This is a genomic window from Streptomyces sp. NBC_00433, assembly GCA_036015235.1.
Classification (GTDB): Bacteria; Actinomycetota; Actinomycetes; order Streptomycetales; family Streptomycetaceae; genus Actinacidiphila.
Genome location: CP107926.1, coordinates 6,874,246 through 6,893,637 on the forward strand (window position 1 = coordinate 6,874,246; position 19,392 = coordinate 6,893,637).

At 73.3% G+C, this 19,392-nt stretch carries 13 protein-coding genes; 5 read left to right on the forward strand and 8 right to left on the reverse strand.

Annotation, left to right across the window (positions count from 1 at the left end; all coding sequences use genetic code 11):
* Positions 1–4: 4 nt before the first annotated feature.
* Positions 5–3,511: an HINT domain-containing protein gene (locus tag OG900_29355; protein ID WUH93819.1), complete on the reverse strand. Its 3,507-nt coding sequence runs from the start codon at positions 3,509–3,511 to the stop codon at positions 5–7.
* Between the two features lie 256 nt (positions 3,512–3,767).
* On the reverse strand, positions 3,768–4,220 hold the full coding sequence (locus tag OG900_29360) for an adenylyltransferase/cytidyltransferase family protein (GenBank protein ID WUH93820.1): 453 nt from the start codon (positions 4,218–4,220) through the stop codon (positions 3,768–3,770).
* A 236-nt stretch (positions 4,221–4,456) separates the two neighbouring features.
* Between OG900_29360 and OG900_29365 the strand changes: the two genes are divergently transcribed.
* The 3 genes from OG900_29365 to OG900_29375 all read left to right on the forward strand — a co-directional run bounded on the left by OG900_29365 (position 4,457) and on the right by OG900_29375 (position 8,813).
* Positions 4,457–5,749: a glycosyltransferase gene (locus OG900_29365; GenBank protein ID WUH95976.1), complete on the forward strand. Its 1,293-nt coding sequence runs from the start codon at positions 4,457–4,459 to the stop codon at positions 5,747–5,749.
* Positions 5,746–7,422 carry a lipopolysaccharide biosynthesis protein gene (locus tag OG900_29370; protein WUH93821.1) on the forward strand — a complete coding sequence of 559 codons (1,677 nt, stop codon included), beginning with the start codon at positions 5,746–5,748 and terminating at the stop codon, positions 7,420–7,422. The genes OG900_29365 and OG900_29370 overlap by 4 nt, the downstream gene beginning before the upstream one ends.
* Before the next feature lie 122 nt (positions 7,423–7,544).
* Positions 7,545–8,813 (forward strand): hypothetical protein, encoded by a 1,269-nt coding sequence (locus OG900_29375; protein WUH95977.1) that lies wholly within the window; start codon positions 7,545–7,547, stop codon positions 8,811–8,813.
* Here the strand turns inward: OG900_29375 and OG900_29380 are convergent.
* Positions 8,782–10,263: an oligosaccharide repeat unit polymerase gene (locus OG900_29380; protein ID WUH93822.1), complete on the reverse strand. Its 1,482-nt coding sequence runs from the start codon at positions 10,261–10,263 to the stop codon at positions 8,782–8,784. The two genes, OG900_29375 and OG900_29380, sit on opposite strands and share 32 nt — an antisense overlap.
* Positions 10,264–10,502: 239 nt before the next feature.
* Here OG900_29380 and OG900_29385 point away from each other — a divergent pair, with 239 nt between their 5' ends.
* Entirely contained in the window at positions 10,503–11,669 is a 1,167-nt protein-coding gene (locus OG900_29385; protein WUH93823.1) for a glycosyltransferase, read from the forward strand.
* On the opposite strand, the gene OG900_29390 is transcribed toward OG900_29385, so the two are convergent.
* The 4 genes from OG900_29390 to gmd all read right to left on the reverse strand — a co-directional run bounded on the left by OG900_29390 (position 11,635) and on the right by gmd (position 16,672).
* The gene (locus OG900_29390) at positions 11,635–12,465 is read right to left on the reverse strand and encodes a glycosyltransferase family 2 protein (GenBank protein ID WUH95978.1); all 831 of its coding nucleotides are present in this window, start codon (positions 12,463–12,465) and stop codon (positions 11,635–11,637) included. The two genes, OG900_29385 and OG900_29390, sit on opposite strands and share 35 nt — an antisense overlap.
* A gap of 26 nt (positions 12,466–12,491) precedes the next feature.
* Positions 12,492–13,304, reverse strand: coding sequence for a hypothetical protein (locus OG900_29395; protein ID WUH93824.1), 813 nt, complete (start codon positions 13,302–13,304; stop codon positions 12,492–12,494).
* Positions 13,304–15,520 (reverse strand): hypothetical protein, encoded by a 2,217-nt coding sequence (locus OG900_29400; GenBank protein ID WUH93825.1) that lies wholly within the window; start codon positions 15,518–15,520, stop codon positions 13,304–13,306. Before OG900_29400 ends, OG900_29395 begins: the two co-directional genes overlap by 1 nt.
* A 138-nt stretch (positions 15,521–15,658) precedes the next feature.
* Complete coding sequence (gene gmd / locus OG900_29405) at positions 15,659–16,672, reverse strand: GDP-mannose 4,6-dehydratase (GenBank protein ID WUH93826.1); 1,014 nt, start codon at positions 16,670–16,672, stop codon at positions 15,659–15,661.
* An 88-nt stretch (positions 16,673–16,760) separates the two neighbouring features.
* Between gmd and OG900_29410 the strand changes: the two genes are divergently transcribed.
* Positions 16,761–17,765 (forward strand): GDP-L-fucose synthase, encoded by a 1,005-nt coding sequence (locus OG900_29410; protein WUH93827.1) that lies wholly within the window; start codon positions 16,761–16,763, stop codon positions 17,763–17,765.
* On the opposite strand, the gene OG900_29415 is transcribed toward OG900_29410, so the two are convergent.
* The gene (locus OG900_29415) at positions 17,762–19,093 is read right to left on the reverse strand and encodes a sugar transferase (GenBank protein ID WUH95979.1); all 1,332 of its coding nucleotides are present in this window, start codon (positions 19,091–19,093) and stop codon (positions 17,762–17,764) included. The genes OG900_29410 and OG900_29415 overlap by 4 nt on opposite strands.
* Positions 19,094–19,392 lie beyond the last annotated feature (299 nt).

The window sequence follows — 19,392 nt, forward strand, 5'->3', positions numbered from 1 at the left end:
GCACCTATCCGCAGTTGGACTTGAGCTGCTCGGCCTCGCGATATTCGGGCTCTTTGGACTGGGCCAGCGGCCGCTGGATGTTCCCGCGCCTGCCCTCCGGGCTGTTGCGGCCGATCACCAGGCCGTTCTTGAGCGCGGTGCGCACTTCCATCAGCCTGGCCTCGAAATACTCCCGGGTCCCGGCCTCGAAGACGAGGCGGTCGCCGTTGGCGAAGTCGAAGCGGTTCCCGTTGGCGCCGTGCCGGCGCATGAGGCCGGCGGCCGTCTCGCCCGGCCCGCACATGCCCGAATAGTAGATCCTCCCGGTCGCGTCGGTGAGGACGTAGTTGCGGTAGCCGGGGCGGCGCAGATAGGCCAGCCGGGTCTTGGTGATGTTGTGGACCAGGACGGCGAGGGCGCCGACGAAGTAGCACTCCGCGTCCTCGACGCCGAAGTTGTACGTCGTCTCCGGCTCGTCCAGGTCCACGCGGGTGACCGTGCGGACGACCGCCGCGCCGCCGTCGCGCCGCAGCAGCGCCGTGCCCGGCAGGAGCTCGTCGGCCTTGGTCCAGGCGCCGGTCGACGCGTCCAGGAACGGGTGCCCCGGTGTGGCCCGCAGCGTCTCGGAGCCGACGCCGACGTCCACCCACCGGGTGGTGCTGCCCCTGGTGACGCCCAGCACCCGCCGTACCACCACCCGCCCGGCCGCGAGGTCGTAGGCGTACACCCGCTGTCCCGGGCGGACGTCCTCGACGGCACGGGGTCCTGCCGGGGTGGCGACAGGTGTCCCGGCGGCGAAGCACAGGCCCACGTCGAGGTCCGGCTCGCCGGCCCGTGCCGGTTCGTGCCCGTCCTCGATGTGGACGTCGTCGTCGGTGACGCCCTCGGGAATCCGCTCCTCCGGCCCTGCCCGGCCGCCCGGGTCGGTGTCCTGGTCGTTGGCCGGGTCGTTCGTCCTGGGTTTGGCGTTCTCCTCGTCGGCGGGCACCGCGGTCCTCGTCTTCGGAGCGGCGGGCGGCGGCTCGACCGCTTTGCCGCCGCGGGCCGCCCTGCGTACGCGCTCGCCCACCGCGCTCAGGGCGCGGCCCAGCGCGGGGAAGCGTCTGAGCAGCGCCTTCACCGCGGACGACGCGGCGGCGCCGAGCAGCAGCAGCGCGATCATGAGGGCGGAGGCGATGGACGAGTCGGCGATGCGGCCGTAGTCGGTCTCGTTCTCCTCCTGCGGCACCGGGACGGGGCTGCGTCCCGACAGGTTGGACGCCGACTTGAGGATCGTGGCGACCTGCAGCGCCAGGTCGGTGGCGATGACGGCGGTGCCGATGCCGACCAGCGCCGCCTCGCCGGCCACCGGGGTGCCGAAGACCGACACGATGACGAAGACCGCCAGCGAGGCCTGCGCCACGATCGAGGCGGCGACCGCGACCAGCTCCCGCCCGACGCCGAGGACGTGGTCCCAGCCCTCGCTGCTGCGACCGGCCTTGAAGGCCTCCCAGGACGCGACGATCTCGTCCCACATCACCGGCAGGTGCCGGTAGACGGCGACACCGGGGACCAGCGCCTCGAACAGGCCGTCCTTGACCACCTCCCACCAGTTCTCCCTGAGGTAGTCGGCGCGGGCCGCCAGGTGGTCCTTGACGCCGTCCCAGTGCGTCGGCTCGGCCGTGTCGGCCACGGCCGCCTGCCGCTGTACGGCCGCCTGCCGCTGTACGGCCGGGGCGCCGCCGACCGCTGCCTGCGTCGTGCCGAGCCGGGGGGCCACGTGCTCGGCCAGCACCCCTTCCAGCAGGCCCGGCACCTTCGCGACCATGTCGCCGACGGCGGCCTTCGTCCCCTCCACCGCGGCCATCGGGTCGCGCACGATCGACATCAGCGCGGAGAGCGCGTTGTCGGCCATGAGCCGCAGGAACATCCGGACGGCTTCCGCCGCCTCCCTCACCTTCCTGACCGCCGCGTCCGCCGCCCGCCAGGCCGCGACGAGCCTGGCCTTCAGGGCGGAGGCCAGCGCGGCGACCCTGGCCCGCAGCCGCGCCACCAGGCCCGTGACGGCCGTCGCGAGCCTGCGGGCCAGGGCGTTGACGCGGGCGAGGCCCGCCTGGACGCGATCGCGCATCCAGGCCCCGGCCTCGCGTGCGGCACCGACCAGGCGCGCGCCGACCGCACGGGCGGCCGCGGCGATCTGCCCGGCGAAGGCCCGGATCCGGTCGCGTACGTAGGCCTGGGCGGCGTCCAGCAGGCCGTTGACGCGGTCGCGGACCGCCGACGCGATGGAGGTGACCGCGTCCCGGGCGTCGCTCCACCAGCTGCGCTGGACCGGCGCGCTCGCGCCGCCGTCGGTGCCCGCGCCCTTCCCGGCCAGTTCGGCGTCCGCCTGCGACCTGGCCTGGGCCATCCGCGTCGAAATCTCGCCGCCGGCGCCCCCGGCAAGGGCGTTGGCGGTGCCGGAGAAGTCGGTGACGGCCGCGGCGCCGGCGGCCTGCGTGGCGTCACGGCGTTCGGCGACGGCCGCGGACGTGGCGGCCCTTTCCTCGACCTGCGCGGCTGTCGCGGTCCGCTGCTCGGCCAGGACGGCGGCGTCGGAGGCCGCGCAGTGCGCGGCGGCCTCGGCGTCGTGGACGGCGGTCGCCGCCTGCGCCTGCGCCGACGCCTCGGCGAGCGCGGCCTGCAGCGCGGGACCGCGGGCCGCCGTCAGCTCACGTGCCACCTCCGGCTCCAGAGCGGGCGCGGCGGGCGCGGCGGGCGCGGCGGGCAGGCCCGCGACGTCGGCCGCCAGCGGGGTGCGCGGGAGGGCGGCGGCCGGCTCGGTCGGGGCGAGCGCGGTGGCGCCGAAGTCCCCGGCGATCACGGCGGCGGCGCTCGTGGCGACCCCGCCGAGCTGCTCGGACGCGGATCCGGCGATCGCGGCGACCTGCGCGGGGTCGGGGGCCGCTCCGGGCGTGACGGCCGGTGCCGGGGCCACGGGGGGCGGGGCGGCGGTCGGGGCCGCGGCGGGGGTGGCGGTGGCCAGGCCGGTCGGCATGACGCCCTGCGGGAGGGCCGCGGTGCCCGCCGCCGCGACGTCGGTGAGGATTCCGGGCAGGCGGCCGGCGGCGGCGCCGAGGGCCGCGGCGGCGTCGAGCGGTGACGGGGTGGGGGTGAGGAATTCCGGCCCGCCCGAGCCCGCGGGCGCCGCGGTGGACGGCACCGCGGACTGCGGGCCCGCGGACGGCGGTCCGGAGTGGCCGGGCGGCGGGGCGACCACCGGTGCGGCCGGGGCGGGAGCCGCCACGGGCGGTACCGGCAGCCCCGCCTGGCCGCCCCCCGAACTCCCCGAAACGAGCCTGGACACCGCGCGGTTGCCGACCGCGCGCTGGAGCCGCAGCATCGCCGCGGCGGGCGTCCCCGACGGCCTCGGCGTCCTGGCGCCCACGGCCGCCCCGGGCGGCTTCGCGGCCTTGGCCTCCGCGGCCGTCAGCGGCGGTTTCGCGGCGGTGGCATGGGCGTCTCGTCCCGCGAGCGGTTGCCGGTCGGGGGACTCGCCGTGGTCGTGGGTCATCCCCCTGCCCTGGGCCGACTCCGCCGGACCTGTCGCACGCTGTCGCCCATGTGCCTGGCACCTCGCAGCAACTCATCGGCCATGAAGGGCATGTTCGGGCCAAATTTCGTCCAGCGAGGCCGTCGCGGCAAGGCCGCGCAAGCGCGGGTTCGGGCAGCCGCCACGGCCCGAACGGGCAGACCCCGGGGCAGCACCCCGCCGCCGCCCCGCGCGCAGGTGTGTCGCGACGGGCGGCGGAAGTCCCCCTCGGCGGCCGTCAGTTCGGCAGGGCCTCGGGCGGCCTGGCCGGCTGCGCCAGCACGTCGAGCGCCCGGCGCAGCTGGGTGCTCGACGTGTGGACGGTGTAGGGGAAGTAGACGACCTCCACGCCCACCGCCGCGAAGTCCCGCTCCAGGCGCAGGCCCTTCTCCGTGCCGCGCCAGTCGTCGCCCTTGAAGAGCACGTCGAACCTGACCTGGCGCCAGGTCTCCACCTTGTCCGGCACCGTCTCCACGAAGGCGGCGTCCACGAAGCGGATGCTGCGGACGATCTCCAGGCGCTCGATCAGCGGCACCACCGGGCTGCGCCCCTTGGCGAGCTGGGCCATCTCGTCCGAGACGACCCCCGCCACCAGGTAGTCGCACTGGCTGCGGGCGTGCCGCAGGATGTTGAGGTGCCCGACGTGGAAGAGGTCGTAGACCCCCGGTGCGTAACCGACCCGATGTGCCATGACACGACCCCCCAGTCGTACAAAAAGGCGTACAACGCTTCACGGCGTTGCGGAGTCTCAGACGATAGCCGGGCCACCGCGCGGTCAAGCGGCGATTTGCCAAAGTCCGACGGTTGGCAAGACCGGGCGTGATGCCCTGGTGAACGGCTAGTGTGGGCAGTTGTTCGTCTGTGGGTTGTTCGTCTGGGGGGAAGGAACACTCCGTGGCCGTTTCCGCCACGCGCCGCCGGCTGCTGCTGGTCTCGACCAACTACGCGCCCGAGCACGCCGGAATAGGTCCCTACGCCACCCAGATCGCCGAGCACTGGGCGGTCGGCGGCGCCGAGGTGCACGTGCTCGCCGGGATGCCGCACTATCCGGCGTGGCGGGTCGACCCGGCCTACGCGGGGGTGTGGCGTACGGAGGAGGAGCGCGCGGGAGTGCGGGTGCACCGGCGGCGGCATACGGTCCCGCCGCGGCAGACCGCCCTGCGCCGGGCGCTGTTCGAGGCGTCGGTGCTCGGGCACGGCCTGCTGGCCCCGCCCGCGATGGGCAGGCCCGACGCGGTCGTCGCCCAACTCCCCAGCCTGGCGGGCGGAATCATCGGCGCCCGGCTGGCCCGCCGCCACGGGGTCCCGTATGTCCCCGTCGTGCAGGACCTGATGGGCGCGGCGGCCAGGCAGAGCGGGATACGCGGCGGCGACCGGGTCGCCTCCGTGGCCGGGGCGGCGGAGTCCTACGCGCTGCGCCGGGCGACCCTGGTCGGCGTGATCCACGAGACCTTCGTGGCGAAGGTCGCCGCCCTCGGCGTGCCCGAGGAGCGCATACGCCTGGTCCCCAACTGGTCGCATGTGCAGAGCCCCTCGCGCCCCCGGGAGGAGACGCGCGCCCGGCTCGGCTGGCGGCCCGGACAGACGGTGCTGCTGCACTCGGGCAACATGGGCCTCAAGCAGGGCCTGGAAGTCCTCGTCGAGGCGGCCAGGCTGGACCCCGGACTGCACGTCGTGCTCATGGGCGACGGCAACCAGCGGGACAAGTTGCGGGAGGCGGCAGGCGGCCTGCCCAACCTGCACTTCGCACCGCCCGCCGACGACGCCGAATTCCCCGACGTGCTGGCCGCGGCCGACGTGCTCGCGGTCACCCAGCGGGCCTCGGTGCTGGACATGAGCATCCCCTCCAAGCTCACCTCCTACTTCGCCGCAGGGCGCCCGGTGCTCGCCTCGGTCGCCGCGGCGGGAGGCACCGCGCAGGAGGTCGAGAGGTCGGGCGCCGGCCTGGTGGTCGCACCGGAGGATCCGCGCGCCCTGCTGGACGCGGTGCGCGCACTGGCCGATGATCCTGACAGGGCCGATGCGCTGGGGGCGCGCGGGCCGCTCTACGTACGTGAACACCTGAGCCGCGAGGCGGGCCTCGCGCGGATCGACGCGCTGCTCGCCGAGGCGCTCGGGGAAGCCGCCGGAGTGGAGCCGGCGGAGGCGCCGCGGGAAGCGGCGGCAGCCGGCGCCGCGGCGCCCGGCGCGGGGGATGACGAGGGGGCAGGAGCCAAGTGACCGACGTGACGCGTGCGGAGCAGCAGCCGCAGGACGAACCCGACCTGCTGCGCGACCAGTTCCGCCAGCTGATCCGCTACCGGACGCTGCTGGTGGTCGGGTTGCTGATCGGACTGCTCGGCGGCGCCTACCTCGCCTTCAGCGGCGCCGACACCTACACGGCGACCAGCGAGGTGCGGGTCAAGGCCGCCATCGAGGACCCCTTCGTGGCCGGGGCCACCGCCGACAAGAACATCGACATCGGCACCGAGCGGCAGAGCGCGCTCAGCAGCATCGTCGCCGACGCGGCCGCCAAGACGGCGGGGGCGCCGGTCACGACGATGTCGAAGTGCCTCCAGGTGACCAACCCGCCCAACACCCTGGTGCTCCGCTTCACCTGCACGGCGGGCAGCGCCCAGCACGCGGCGGACTGGGTGAACGCCTTCACCAAGGCCTACCTGGACGACCGGCAGGCCGGGACCAAGGACACCGTCACCCGCATGGTGGCCAGTTACCAGTCGCAGCTCGACCCGATGGTCACCCAGCGCAACGACCTGCTCGACCAGATCGCCCATGCCAAGACCAGCCAGGTCGTCGGCACCCTGGTCTCCTCGCAGACCAACCTGCTCAGCCGGATCACCGAACTCAACGCCGACATCAGCGGCTTGCGCGCGCTGGACACCACACCCGGCCTGGTCATCAAGCCGGGCGTCAGGCCCGACGCGCCCTCGGGACCCGGGCTGCCGATGATGCTCGCCCTCGGCGTCGTCGTCGGCATCGCGCTCGGCCTGCTCCTCGCCTGGGTGCGGCTGGTCTTCGACCCGACCGTACGCAGCGACGGCGAGGTCACCCGCACCCTGGGCGCCCCCGTGCTCGGCACCCTGCCCCGGCTGCGCGGCCGCACCGCCACGGGCGCCTCCGCCGACGGCCTGCTCGCGGGCGGGCGCGGCGACGGGCGGCTCGCCGAGGAATACCGGGCGGTCGCCTTCCGCCTCACCCGCGACAAGCGCTTCTCCGAGCGGCGCCGGCTGCTGGTCGTCGCCCCGCGCGGCACCGGCGAGACACCCGCCGCCGTCGCCGTCAACCTGGCCGCCTCCTTCGCCGAGATGGGCATGGAGGTGCTGCTCGTCGAGGCCGACCTGCGCACCCCCGCGCTGTCCGCCCGGCTGCGCACCGCGGACGGTGCCAGGCCCGGCTGGGCCCGGACTCCCGGGCTCGGCGAGGGCGGTTGGCCCGCGGGGCTGCAAATGCCCATCGACGCCGGGGAGTCCGGGTCCTTCGACCTGGTGCCCGGCCGCAGGGTGCGCAATGTCGCCCGCGCCCTGACCTCCGCACCGGCCGGGCGGCTCTTCGCCGAGGCGGACGAGCCCGGCTCCGTCGTCGTCGTCCTCGCGCCGCCCGTCCTCGCCTACGCCGACGCCGTCGCGCTGGCCGACCGCGTCGACGGCGTCGTCGTGGTGTGCGACCCGCGGGCCGTGCACCGCGTCGACCTGGAGCGTGTACGCGAGCTGATCGACGCCGCGGGCGCCGCCGTCCTGGGCGTCGTCCTGCACTCCGCCGAGCCCGGCACCCGCCGCCGCTTCGGCTTCACCCGCGCATCGCGCCCCGCGGCCCCGCCCGCCCCCGCCGCCCGCCGCGACGGCGACCTGCCCCAGGAGGCCACCACACCGCCCGAGCGGCACCCGGTCCCTTGACAGGCCCCGCCCCGCGGCAGCCAGCCGCGGCCGGGGCCGTCCCCCAGGACCCGCAGGACGCCGCCGCGGACGGCGCCGCGGGAGCCGCTCCCGGCGGCGACCAGGAAGAAGGTGCCGCGGGCATCGGCTCCAAGGCCGCCATCGTCAGCTCGGTGGCCGACCAGGGAGTGGCCGCCCTCACCAACATCATCGTGCTGGTGGTCGCCGCCCGGCTGTCGAGCGCCGCCGGCTTCTCGGTCTTCTCGATGGTCTACATGATCTTCACCGTGCTGCTCGGCGTCGGCGTGTCCTACGTCGGTCAGGCGCTGGTGCTGGAGCGCGGCACCGAACGCGTACGGGCCGCCTGCCGGTCCGCGGCCACCTTCACCGCGGTCGCCTCCACCACGATCGGCCTGGCGATGGCCGTCGGCCTCGGCCTCGCCGACGGCGCGACCGCGCACGGGCTCGCCGTGCTCGGCCTGGTCCTGCCGATCGTGCTCACCCAGGACGGCCTGCGCTACTGCTTCTCCGCGCTGCGGCTGCCGCACTACGCCCTGGTCGGCGACACCGTACGGCTGCTGGTCGCGGTGCCCGCGCTCGCCGTGCAGCCGCACGGGGCCGGTCCTGAGCGGCTGGTCGCCGTGTGGGGGCTGTCCGCGCTGCCCGCGCTGCTGGTGGCCGCCGCGCTGCTGTGGCCGCGGATCAAGGGCGCACCGCTGGACCTGCGGAAATTCCTCCGCCGGGGGCACCTCGGGCAGCGCTTCGTGGTCGAGTTCGGCGTCGGCAATGCCACCAGCCAGCTCGCCGTGGTCGGGCTCGGCCTCTTCGCCGCGCCGCTGGCCGTCGGCGCCCTGCGCGGCGCCACCACGCTCTTCGGCCCGATGAACGTCCTGTTCAACTCCGCCACCGCCTTCGGCCCGCCCCTGCTCAACCGGGTGCGCGACGCCGACGGCAAGGTCCGCGCCACCGCCGTGCTGGCCGTCGCGCTCGCCTGGGTCGCCGTGGTCTGGACGGTCGTGCTGATGCTGCTGCCCGACAGCGTCGGCCGCCAACTCCTCGGCGACACCTGGGCCGCGTCCTCCGGCCTGCTCGCCGCGTCCGGCAGCCAATACGCCGGCATCGCGCTGGGCACCAGCGCCCTGCTCACCCTGCGGGTGCTGCAACCCAAGGCGACGCTGCCGATCCAGGTGGTCTTCTCCCTCGCCTCCGTCGCCTTCATGCTCGGCGGCTACCGCATCGACGGCGTCTACGGGGCCGCCTGGGGCCTGTGCCTGGGCTCCGCCCTCAAGGCCGCCGCCCTGTGGCTGCGGATCGCCGCGCACCGCCGCCGCCCGGCACCCGCCGCCGGGCAGCAGGCCCAGGGCGGCACCGGCGAGGCCGTCACCGCAGGATCTTCCGCCGGTCCTCGCTGAAGGTGGTGACCAGCGCCAGGCACACGGCGGCGATGCCGATACGCCCCGACGCCTGGAGCAGCGGGCCGCGCAGCAGGATGAACGAATACCCGCACACCAGCGGGATCACCACCGCCATCACCGTGCCGGGCCGCCCGTCCTCCAACGTCCGCTGCGCATAGCGCCGGTCGCCCCGCGCGCACAGGTAGCCCAGCGCGAGGAAGCCGCCGGTCATCCCCACCGGGCCGAAGTCCAGCCACAGTTCGGCCCACAGCGGCGACGACAGGTTGGTGTTGGTCATGCCCATCCACTGGCCGACCTGCACCCCGGAGTCCAGCGGTTTGCCGTGCCAGATCGAGCGCGGCACGAAGAAGAAGACGTCGGCGGCCAGTTGCCGCCCGTGCGAGTGCCCCTTGCCCGAGTGCACGAAGGTCAGGGTGTTCGCGAACATCCCTACCTGGTCGTAGTCCTTGATGGTCAGCGGTTCGAGGACCGACGTCGTCTCCACCGGGTGGTAGCCGCCGGAGTCGTAGCGGAAGCGGTCGAGGAAGGGGAAGAGCAGCAGCGCGGCCACCACCCCGGTGACCAGCGCGGCGCGGTACATCACCGGGCTGCGCGGGAAGGCGGTGAAGAGCAGCGAGAACACGACGGTCAGGAACCAGTAACGCGGGTTCGAGATCGGGTTGTTGACGATCACGTTGACCACGACCAGGCCGCCGAGCGCGGCGATCGCCAGCGGGGTGCGCCGGGCCACCCGGGAGGTGATCATCCAGCGCACCAGGAACAGCAGCGCCAGCAGGGCCGGTACGGTCCCGAAGCCGCGGATGAAGGCCGAGCCGACATGGCTGTCGCCGCCGCCACCGGCCAGGCCGCTGGACTGCACGGACTCGCTGATCGCCTGGCGGCTGGTGAAGAAGACGGCGGGGCCGCCGAGTTTGGCGATCGAGATCGCGCTGCCCATGTAGGCCACCGCGATGAGCAGCCACAGCCTCCGGCGGGACACCTGCGCGGGCGGCCGAGCCCGCCGCGGCTTCGCCGCAGGGCGGTGGCGGGCCAGCAGCGCGCCGACGTCGAAGGCGACGCACCCCAGCAGGACCAGGGCGATCGCGGTGGTCGTGTCGGACCGCGGCCCGACCACCGGCGTCGGGACCTGGCCGATCACCTCCTGCGCCAGCGGGGCGACGCCCATGGCGACATAGACGAACAGCCAGAAGGCGCCCTGGATCAGGCGGCGGCGGGGTGTCAGCACGATGGCGGCGAGACGGCCGCCGGCGTAGACGGTGAGGATGAGTTGCAGCCAGTACGCAGCGTCGCGGACGCCCGTGCCCGGCTGCGTCATCACGTAACCGGGGAGGAAGCCGACGAGGGCCAGCGCCAGGGGTACGGACAGGGCGCGGGACAGTGCCGCGCGGGGCACAGAGGCGGTTGCCCTCGCGGGCGGCACCGTGCGCGGGCTCGCGCTGAGCGTCACGCCTCCACCACCCCTCTCACGGGGGGAGTCTATTCCGGCCGCCCTGCCGCCGTGGCCTGTCTCTCCGTTCTCCCCCAGAGCTTCGCCTGGGGGTACCCCCACGAGCCCCTGGGTGCTTGCCACTCGCGGTGGCCGTTCGCCTTTCCGGCCTCTTCGGCGGGGCGCGGGTGACAAAAGGGCGGAAGGGGCGCGGGGAGGGGCGTACCCGGATAGGGTGCGGGCAAGGGGAAGGGGAAAGCGTGCGGGTCTTGCATGTGGTCACGTTGCACACGCCCACGAACGACTTCGGCGGCCCGACAAGGGTCGCCCTCAACCTGTGCAAAGGCCTGCGCCGCAAAGGCGCGGACGCACGGATCGCCACGCTGGGCGACAAGTTCAGCGGGCCTCTGCCCACGGAAGTGGAGGGCGTGCCCTCCTTCGTGCACCAGGCACGGCACGTGCTGCCGGCGTTCGAGGTCAGCGGGATCACCTCGCCGGCGCTGCTGCGGCAGGCCCGCCGCATGGTGAAGGCCGCGGACGTCGTCCATGTGCACCTGATGCGGGACCTGATCACGCTGCCCTTCGCCCTGGTCGCCCTGGAAGCGAAAGTGCCGCTCGTGGTGCAGACGCACGGGATGATCGACCCGACGGAGAAGCTGTTCGCGAAGGCCGTCGACGTGCTCGGCATGAAGCGGGTGCTGCGGCGGGCGGACGCGATCCTGCACCTGACGGAGATGGAGCGGGACGGCGTCCAGGCGGTCGTGCCGGGGACGCCGCTGCACACCTTCCACCGGCTGGTGAACGGGGTGACACCGCAGGACGCGCGCCCGCCGCGGGGCGATCGCCCGCCGACGGTCCTCTACCTGGCCCGCGTGCAGAAGCGGAAGCGGCCCGAGGACTTCGTCAACGCGATGCCGACCGTGCTCGCGGAGTATCCGGACGCCCGCTTCGTGCTGGCCGGCCCGGACACCGGCGATCTGACCGGGCCCATGCGGAAGTTGGCGGCGGACCTGGGAGTGGCGGGGTCGCTGGAGTGCGTGGGCGCGCTCGGGCACGACGAGGTGCTGGAGCGGCTGCGGGCGGCGGACGTCTACGTACTGCCGTCCGTGGTCGAGCCGTTCGCCGTGTCGATCCTGGAGGCGATGTCGGTGGGGCTGCCGGTGGTGGTGGCCCGCACCGGCGGGCTGTCGCCGGACGTGGCGGCCGCGGGCGCGGGCCGGGTCACCGACAGCCTGCCGGACGCGGACAACGGGCCGCTGGTCGGCCGGGCGGTGCTCGAACTGCTCGACCCGGCCGCCAACGAGCGGGCGTCCCTGGCCGCCCGGCAGCTGGTCCACGACCGCTTCTCGATCGACGCGGTCGTCGACACGCTGCTGGACGTCTACACCGGCGTCATGGCCCCAGGCGGCGCTGTTCACGGGTCTTGAGCCCGATCTGCCAGCGGTAGAAGCTCATCGCGAGGGCGTAGTCCAGGCCTGCCCTGCCGTCGAGGAAGCCGCGCTTGTAGACATAGGCGTAGCCGAAGGACACCAGCGGTTTGAAGGGCACCTTGTGGAAGATCCGGCCCTGCCGGGTCTTCACCTTCCTGATCTGCTCCTTGACCTGGGGGTTGAGTTCGAGCCAGGCCTCCCAGTCGGAGTAGCGGTTGTGCCGGTCGAACCAGGTGCGCACCGGATCGAGGTCCTCGTGCTCGATGGGGGAGCGCAGCCGGGCGGCCGACGCGGCCACCGGCTGGTAGTGGCCCTCCTGTTCGCCCATGCCCGGCGCGTCGAGGTCGCCGACCTCGGGGAAGCGGCAGCGGGTGCGGTCCATCAGGGCGCGCTTGACGATGGTGTAGCCGTGCCGCAGCCGCTTCCCCGCGAACCAGTAGCCCAGCGGGATGTCGAAGGCCGCCACCGACGGCGGGCCGCCGGCGAACACCGACCGCAGTTCGCCGAGCAGTTCGGGGCTGGGCGTCTCGTCGCCGTCGAGGAAGAGCAGCCACGGGATCTCCGGGTGGACGTGGTCCAGGCACCACTGCTTCTTCTTCGGGTAGCGGCCGTCCCAGGTGTAGTCGACGGTCTCCGCGCCCAGTTCGGCGGCGATCTTGCAGGTGTCGTCGGTGCTGTGCGAGTCGACCACGACGACGGCCTGGACGTGGCCGATGACCGACGACACCGTACGGGCGATGTTCTCGGCCTCGTTCTTGGTCGGTATCGCCACGACGAGCGGCAGTCTGTCCATCTGGTCCATCTGGTCCATGCGGTCCATCAGGCCCCTCCGTTGGCCAGCCAGGCATAGCACCCGCTGGAGGTGATGCCGCGCGCGGCGGCCGGTACGGTCATCCGGGCCGTGCCGCCCGACGCCAGGGTGGCGCCGTTCGCGCCGGTGACCCGCCAGGAGCAGGACGACGACGTGTGCGGGGCCCGGTAGCTGCCGGGCGCGACGGCCTTGCCGGGCACGGTCTTGCCGGCGACCTTGAAATTGCCGTCGCCGAAGCCGCGCCGTGCCGTGTCGATGACGGACTGCTGGTCGGGGCACAGGGCGCTGACGGCCGCCGCGGCGCCGGACATGCTGATGTCGCCGGTGACGATCGCGGTGGCGGCCGCGTCCTTGTCGATCTTCGCGGTACGGGTCAGCCGGTCGCAGATCTCCTGGCCGCCCTCCAGCACCGCCGCCGGGTCGGTGCCCTGCGGGACCCGGCCGGACAGGTACGACTTCTGCTCCGTGGTGAAGCTGCCGCCGCCGGGCGGGGTGAGCTCGGCGTCCGGCACCTTGGGGGCGTCGGCCGCGGAGCCGGGCGCCTCGGTGGCGGCCGGGTCGCCCGGCGGGGCGCTGGAGGCCGTGGTGGTGGTCGTGGAGCCCGCGGAGCCTGCCGCGGAGCCCGCCGTGGTGCCCGTCGAGGGGGCCTGGGCGGGGGCCGGCACCGCGGCGGCCGGGCCGGCGCCGGCCTTGCTGCCGCCGCCGCCCCCCGAGCCGCAGCCGCCCAGCAGCAGCGCTGCCGCCGCCGTCACGAGGACGGCGGCGACAGCGGCCGGGCGGCGCCGGGGGTGACCCCGGAGGAAGCCCTGGTGGAAGGTCATCAAGCGGTCCCGAGGGCGTAGTGGTCGGCGATCTGCGCCGGGGTGAGCACCGTCGGGTAGACGGCCGCCTCGTCGATCGAGCCCGCGAAGTACGCGCTCGACGGCTCGGACGGCCAGCCGCCCAGGCTGTCGTAGCCGATGTGCCAGTAGCCGGCGTAGTTCTGGCTGGTGGTGACCGTCGGGTCGGACGCTTGGAGCACGCCGTCCACGTAGAGCTTCATCCCGTCGGTCCCCTGGGTGGCGACGGCCAGGTGCCAGGAGCCGTCGTTGTACGCGTCCGGGCTGGTGACGATCCGGGTCGCGCCGGTGTAGACGCCGAAGATCAGCCTCCCGTTGTTGGCCATGTAGATGTGCTTGTCGTAGTTGCCGCTGGCGTGCGTCGAGTTGTTGCCGAAGCCCATCAGCTTGCCGCCCGAGGTGGTCGTCGTCCTGAACCATGTCTCGATGGTGTACTGCGTGGGCGTCGGGTGCGGCCGGTCGCTGTAGGTCCACTGCGTCGAGCCGTTGAAGGTGTACGCCTTGGAGCCCGGCACCGCGCCCGGCGTCACGCCGTGCACCGGGCCGCCGAGGCTGATCCCGCTGTCGTCACCGGGCGAGGAGTCCGCGTTGTAGGACCCGGAGGCCGCGTCGTAGCGCCAGTAGAGGGTCGCCCCGTCGGCGAGCACCCGGGTCGGGTAGGCCTCCGCCGACGTCGGCACGGTGGCGGAGGCGTTGGGCGACAGCGCACCGGTGTTGGTGCCGTCGCTCGCCGAGACCCGGTAGGTGTACTTGACGCCCGGCGTGACATTGGTGTCGGTGTAGGTGAGCTGCGGGCGGACCCACGGCAGGGAGCTGCCGGCCACGGTGTAGACCGGGGTGGTGCCGCCGTTGCGGTAGACCCGGTAGGTCAGCAGGCCGTCGTCGGTGTCGGTGCTCGACTGCCAGCTGACCTTCACCGAACCGGGGTCGACGCTGGTCACCGAGGTCTGCGGCAGCGTCGGAGCCCCGGTGTCCGGGCCGCTGGCGAAGCGCGTCAGGCCCTGCTGCGCCGCCCCGTTGACGGTGGTGAACTCGCCGCCCACCCACAGGTAGTCGGTGCCGCCGGAGGAGGCCAGCGCCATCACCCGCGGCCCGATCTTCTCGCCGATGCCGTCGTTGGTGTCGGGGAACCACGCCAGCAGGTGCGGGTCGTCCACCGACTCGGCCAGCAGGTGCTTGCGCACCGAGTCGGGGTATTCGCCCATGCTGGAGCAGTCGTGGGCGTGGCTGCCGCTGTAGAGCACGGTCTGGTAGACCGACAGCGACTGCGTGGCGCCCAGGCAGTTGTCCCGCCAGACCTGGTTGAAGTCGGTGAGGCTGAAGCGGATGCGGCCGTCGAAGACGCCGCCGCCGGTGCCCTCGTTGGCGGTGTAGAAGCTGTTGCTCGCCGCGTCCACGATGATGTCCTTGGTCACCGAGGTCGCGTCGATGAAGCCGGTCGGATACGCCTTGACCAGCGCGCCCGTCGCGGTGTCGACCACCGCGAGGGAGTGCGAGTCGACCCCGTCGACGGTGTCGAAGTCGCCGCCCAGGATGGCGTCCTGGCCGTCCGGGGTGATCGCGAGTGCCCTGCCCGGGTTGTCCGCTGCCGGCGCCCACGGCAGCAGCGCGCCCGCGGTGCTGACCGCCGCGTAGCGGCCCCTCGCCTGGCTGTTGACGGAGGTGACGTCACCGCCGAAGAAGACGGTGTCCGCGGTCGCCTCGACGGCCCGCACCGTGCCCGACACCCCGGGGTGGAAGGTCGCGCTGACGGTGCAGGTGTCCAGGTCGATCGCGGCGAGGCTGCTCACCCCGACCCCGTTGACCTGGCCGAAGAAGCCGCCCGCGTAGAGGGTCTGGCCGTCGGGCGAGACGGCCAGCGCGCGGACCGTCGCGTTGTTCGAGCCGACGGTGAAATTCAGCTGGCAGCCCGCCGGTCGGCCGGTGGCCGCGTTGAAGGCGGCGAAGTTCGCCACCGCCGTCTCGTTGGTCCCGGCCGCGGATCCGGCCGGCCGTATCGCGGAGAAGGTGCCCGCGGTGTAGACGATGCCGTTCGCCTGGGCCATCGCCCAGACGACGCCGTTGGTCTGATACGTGCTGAGGTTGTCGGCGGTCAGCCCGACAGGTGGTTGGAGCGCGGTCGCCGATGGTGACGACAGTGCTCCCAGTGTCGCGGCCGCCAATATGGCAGCAGCCGTGAACACCGGCCATTTACGCATGAGTTGTCCCCCAAGCCCCCTGATGTGCAACGGCCGTGGACGGCCGTCGTGGTGCACGGCAGAGTAGGGCGTTCCGCTTGTCGCGGTCTGCCTTTTTGCCGAAACCGGTGAAGTACGGTGACGTTGTCCGATATGGGATCATCTGTCGATTCGCACGGTCGCGCCCGCCAACTGGTCGGCGACCTGCCGGATGTCGGCCTCGACCATGATCCCGGCCAGGTCGGCGACCCGCACCTTGGGCTCCCAGTCCAGCAGGTCGCGGGCCTTGGCCGCGTCGCCGATCAGCGCGTCGACCTCGCTGGGGCGCTCGTACTTGGGGTCGTAGCGGACGTACTGCGTCCAGTCCAGGTCCGCGTGGCCGAAGGCGACCTCGACGAACTGACGCACGGTGGCGGCCTCGCCGGTCGCCACCACGTAGTCCTCCGGCTCGTCGCGCTGCAGCATCCGCCACATGGCGTCCACGTACTCCGGTGCGTAACCCCAGTCGCGGACCGCGTCGAGATTGCCCAGATACAGCCGGTCCTGCAGGCCCGCCTTGATCCTGGCCACCGCCCGGGTGATCTTCCTGGTCACGAAGGTCTCACCGCGGCGCGGCGACTCGTGGTTGAAGAGGATTCCGTTGACGGCGTACATCCCGTACGCCTCCCGGTAGTTGACCGTCGCCCAGTAGCCGAAGACCTTCGCGCAGCCGTACGGGCTGCGCGGGTGGAAGGGGGTGTGCTCGTTCTGCGGGGGCGGGGCGGAGCCGAACATCTCCGAGGACGAGGCCTGGTAGATCCGCGCCTCCGTGCCGCTGGCGCGTACCGCCTCCAGCAGCCGCAGGGTGGACAGGCCGGTCACGTCACCGGTGTAGAGCGGCGCGTCGAAGGACACCCGGACATGGGACTGGGCGCCGAGGTTGTATATCTCGTCAGGTCGCAGGTCGCGCAGCAGGTTGACCAGTGCCACACCGTCGGTGAGGTCGGCGTGGTGCAGGACGAACGACCGGTTCTGGGCCTGCGGGTCCTGGTAGATGTGGTCGATACGCTCGGTGTTGAAGCTCGAAGAGCGCCGGACGATGCCGTGCACGGTGTAGCCCTTGTCCAGCAGCAGTTCGGCCAGATAAGAGCCGTCCTGCCCGGTCACGCCGGTGACGAGCGCGGTCTTGCCCACACGTTCCCCCAAAGTGGTCTCGGTTCAGGTCCACACGAATGCGGAATTAACGTCCGAACGGTCGAAGTCTGGTGACACAATGCCGTTCATGACGGAACTACTTCCGGAAGGCGCCCGGGTCTTCGTCGCGGGCCACCGAGGCCTCGTCGGCTCCGCGGTGGTCCGCCGCCTCACCGCCGAGGGCCATCCTGTACTGGTCCGCACGCGTGCGGACCTGGACCTGCGCGACCCGGCGGCCACTGCCGCCTGGCTGCGCCAGGTCCGCCCCGACGCGGTGGTGCTCGCCGCCGCCAGGGTCGGGGGGATCATGGCCAACTCGACCCACCCGGTGCAGTTCCTCGAGGACAACCTGCGGATCCAGCTGAGCGTCATCGCGGGCGCCCACGCCGCCGGCGTGCGGCGGCTGCTCTTCCTCGGCTCCTCCTGCATCTACCCGAAGTTCGCCCCGCAGCCGATCCGCGAGGACGCGCTGATGACCGGCCCGCTGGAGCCGACCAACGAGGCCTACGCGCTCGCGAAGATCGCCGGGATCGTCCAGGTCCAGTCCTATCGCAGGCAGTACGGGGCCGCGTACATCTCGGTGATGCCCACCAACCTCTACGGGCCGGGCGACAACTTCGACCTGGCCACCTCGCACGTGCTGCCCGCCCTGATCCGCCGCTTCCACGAGGCAGCGCGGGACGGCGCACCGGAGATCACGCTGTGGGGCAGTGGCACCCCGCGACGCGAATTCCTGCACGTGGACGACCTCGCGGCGGCCTGCACCCTGCTGCTGCGCGACTACGACGCCGACGAACCGGTCAACGTCGGCTGCGGCGAGGACCTGACGATCCGCGAACTCGCCGAGACCGTCGCGGACGTGGTGGGCTACCGCGGCCGGATCGGCTGGGACACCGCCAAGCCCGACGGCACCCCGCGCAAACTCCTCGACGTCTCCCGGCTGTTCGCGCTCGGCTGGCGCCCGCTGATCGGCCTGCGGGACGGTGTCGCGGCCGTGCACGAGCAGTGGCGCGCGCAGGCCGAGGGCGTGGGAGGGACGGCGGCCGCCGGGTCTGAGCCGGACCCGGGCGTGGAGCCCGCGGCGGCCCACTAGTAGGCCCCCCGGCCGTCGACCACGGCCCGTACCGTACGGGTCATGACCTCCAGGTCGCCGGCCAGCGACCAGTTGTCCACGTAGCGCAGGTCCAGCGCCAGCGTCTCGTCCCACGAGAGGTCGGAGCGCCCGCTGACCTGCCACAGGCCGGTGATCCCCGGCTTGACCGCGAGCCGCCGCAGCGCCACCTCGTCGTAGCGGTCCACCTCCTCGGGCAGCGGCGGCCGCGGTCCGACCAGCGACATCTCACCGCGCAGCACATTGACCAGCTGCGGCAGTTCGTCCAGCGAGCAGCGCCGCAGCAGCCGGCCGATCGCGGTGACCCGCGGATCGCGGCGCATCTTGAACATCAGCCCGTCGTGCTCGTTGGCGCCGATCTGCTCCAACTCCTGCTTGCGGGACTCGGCGTCGGCCACCATCGTGCGGAACTTCCACATCGTGAACCGCCTGCGATGCCGCCCGCAGCGCACCTGCCGGTGGAAGGCCGGCCCCGGCGACGTCAGCCTGATGGCGAGCGCCACCACGCAGAACACCGGTGCCAGCAGCAGCAGTCCGAGCGCCGCGCTCGTACGGTCGAGCACCGACTTCAGCGCGACCTGCACGCCGTGCCTGACCGGCGGCGCTATGTGCAGCACCAGCAGCCCGGCGGGCGCGTCCAGACCGACCCGGTTCACCTGCACGTCGATCAGGCCGGGCAGCAGCGCCACCGGCAGCCCCGCGTCGTGCAGGCACCACGACAGCCGCCGCAGCCGCTCCGCCGACAGCCGCGGCCCCGGCGCCACCAGCACCAGCTCGGCGCCGTGCTCACGCGCCGCCCGCAGCACCGCCGCCGCGTCCTCCTGCGGCCCCGCCGGGTCGAGCACCGGAAGCCGCTCGGTGACCGGCGCCCCGCACTCCAGTTTCGCGCTGCCCACCGGGACCACCCCGACGACCACATAGCCGTGCTCGGTCCTGCCCGCCAGATGCCCCACCACATGGTCGGCGGCACCCGGTTCGCCGATCACCAGCGCCCTGCGCACCGCGTGCGCCTCGCGCCGGGCGGCGATCAGATGGTGGTAGGTCACCCGCCGGCACACCGCCGTCGGCAGCGGCGCCCAGGCGAGCCCGGCCAGCGCCATCGACGGCTCGGCGACCTCGCCGAACGCGGTCCGCGCCACGGCCAGCACCCCGATCAGCACCAGCCAGTCGCCGAGCACCTGCAGGCCGCCGCGGCTCTCGCCGAGCACGGCGGCCGCATAGCGCCGCCGCAGCGCCCGCACCACGGGCCACGCCAGCGCGGCCACCAGGGCGCACACCAGCACATGCGGCTGGCCGCTCGCGTGCAGCATCACACCGGCGGGCACACCTGCGCCCACCGCGTCCACGGCTGCCGCGACCGGCAGATACCAGCCGGCCTTGTGGCCGTACGCGCGCTGCCCGCCGCCCGGTGCGGCGGCCGCAGGGCCGCCACCGCCGTGCCTACGCCGTCCGGCGTAGGGCAGAGGCGCATCTGGCGCGCCGGCGGCCTCGGCCGGTTGAACCTGTGCTCCGAACGCGAGCGTATTTCCGTTCCGCCCGGTTCTCCGCTCACTTGCTACGGGTACCACTGGTCTGACCGGCTGTGCCTCGACATGCCGCATGGACCCCC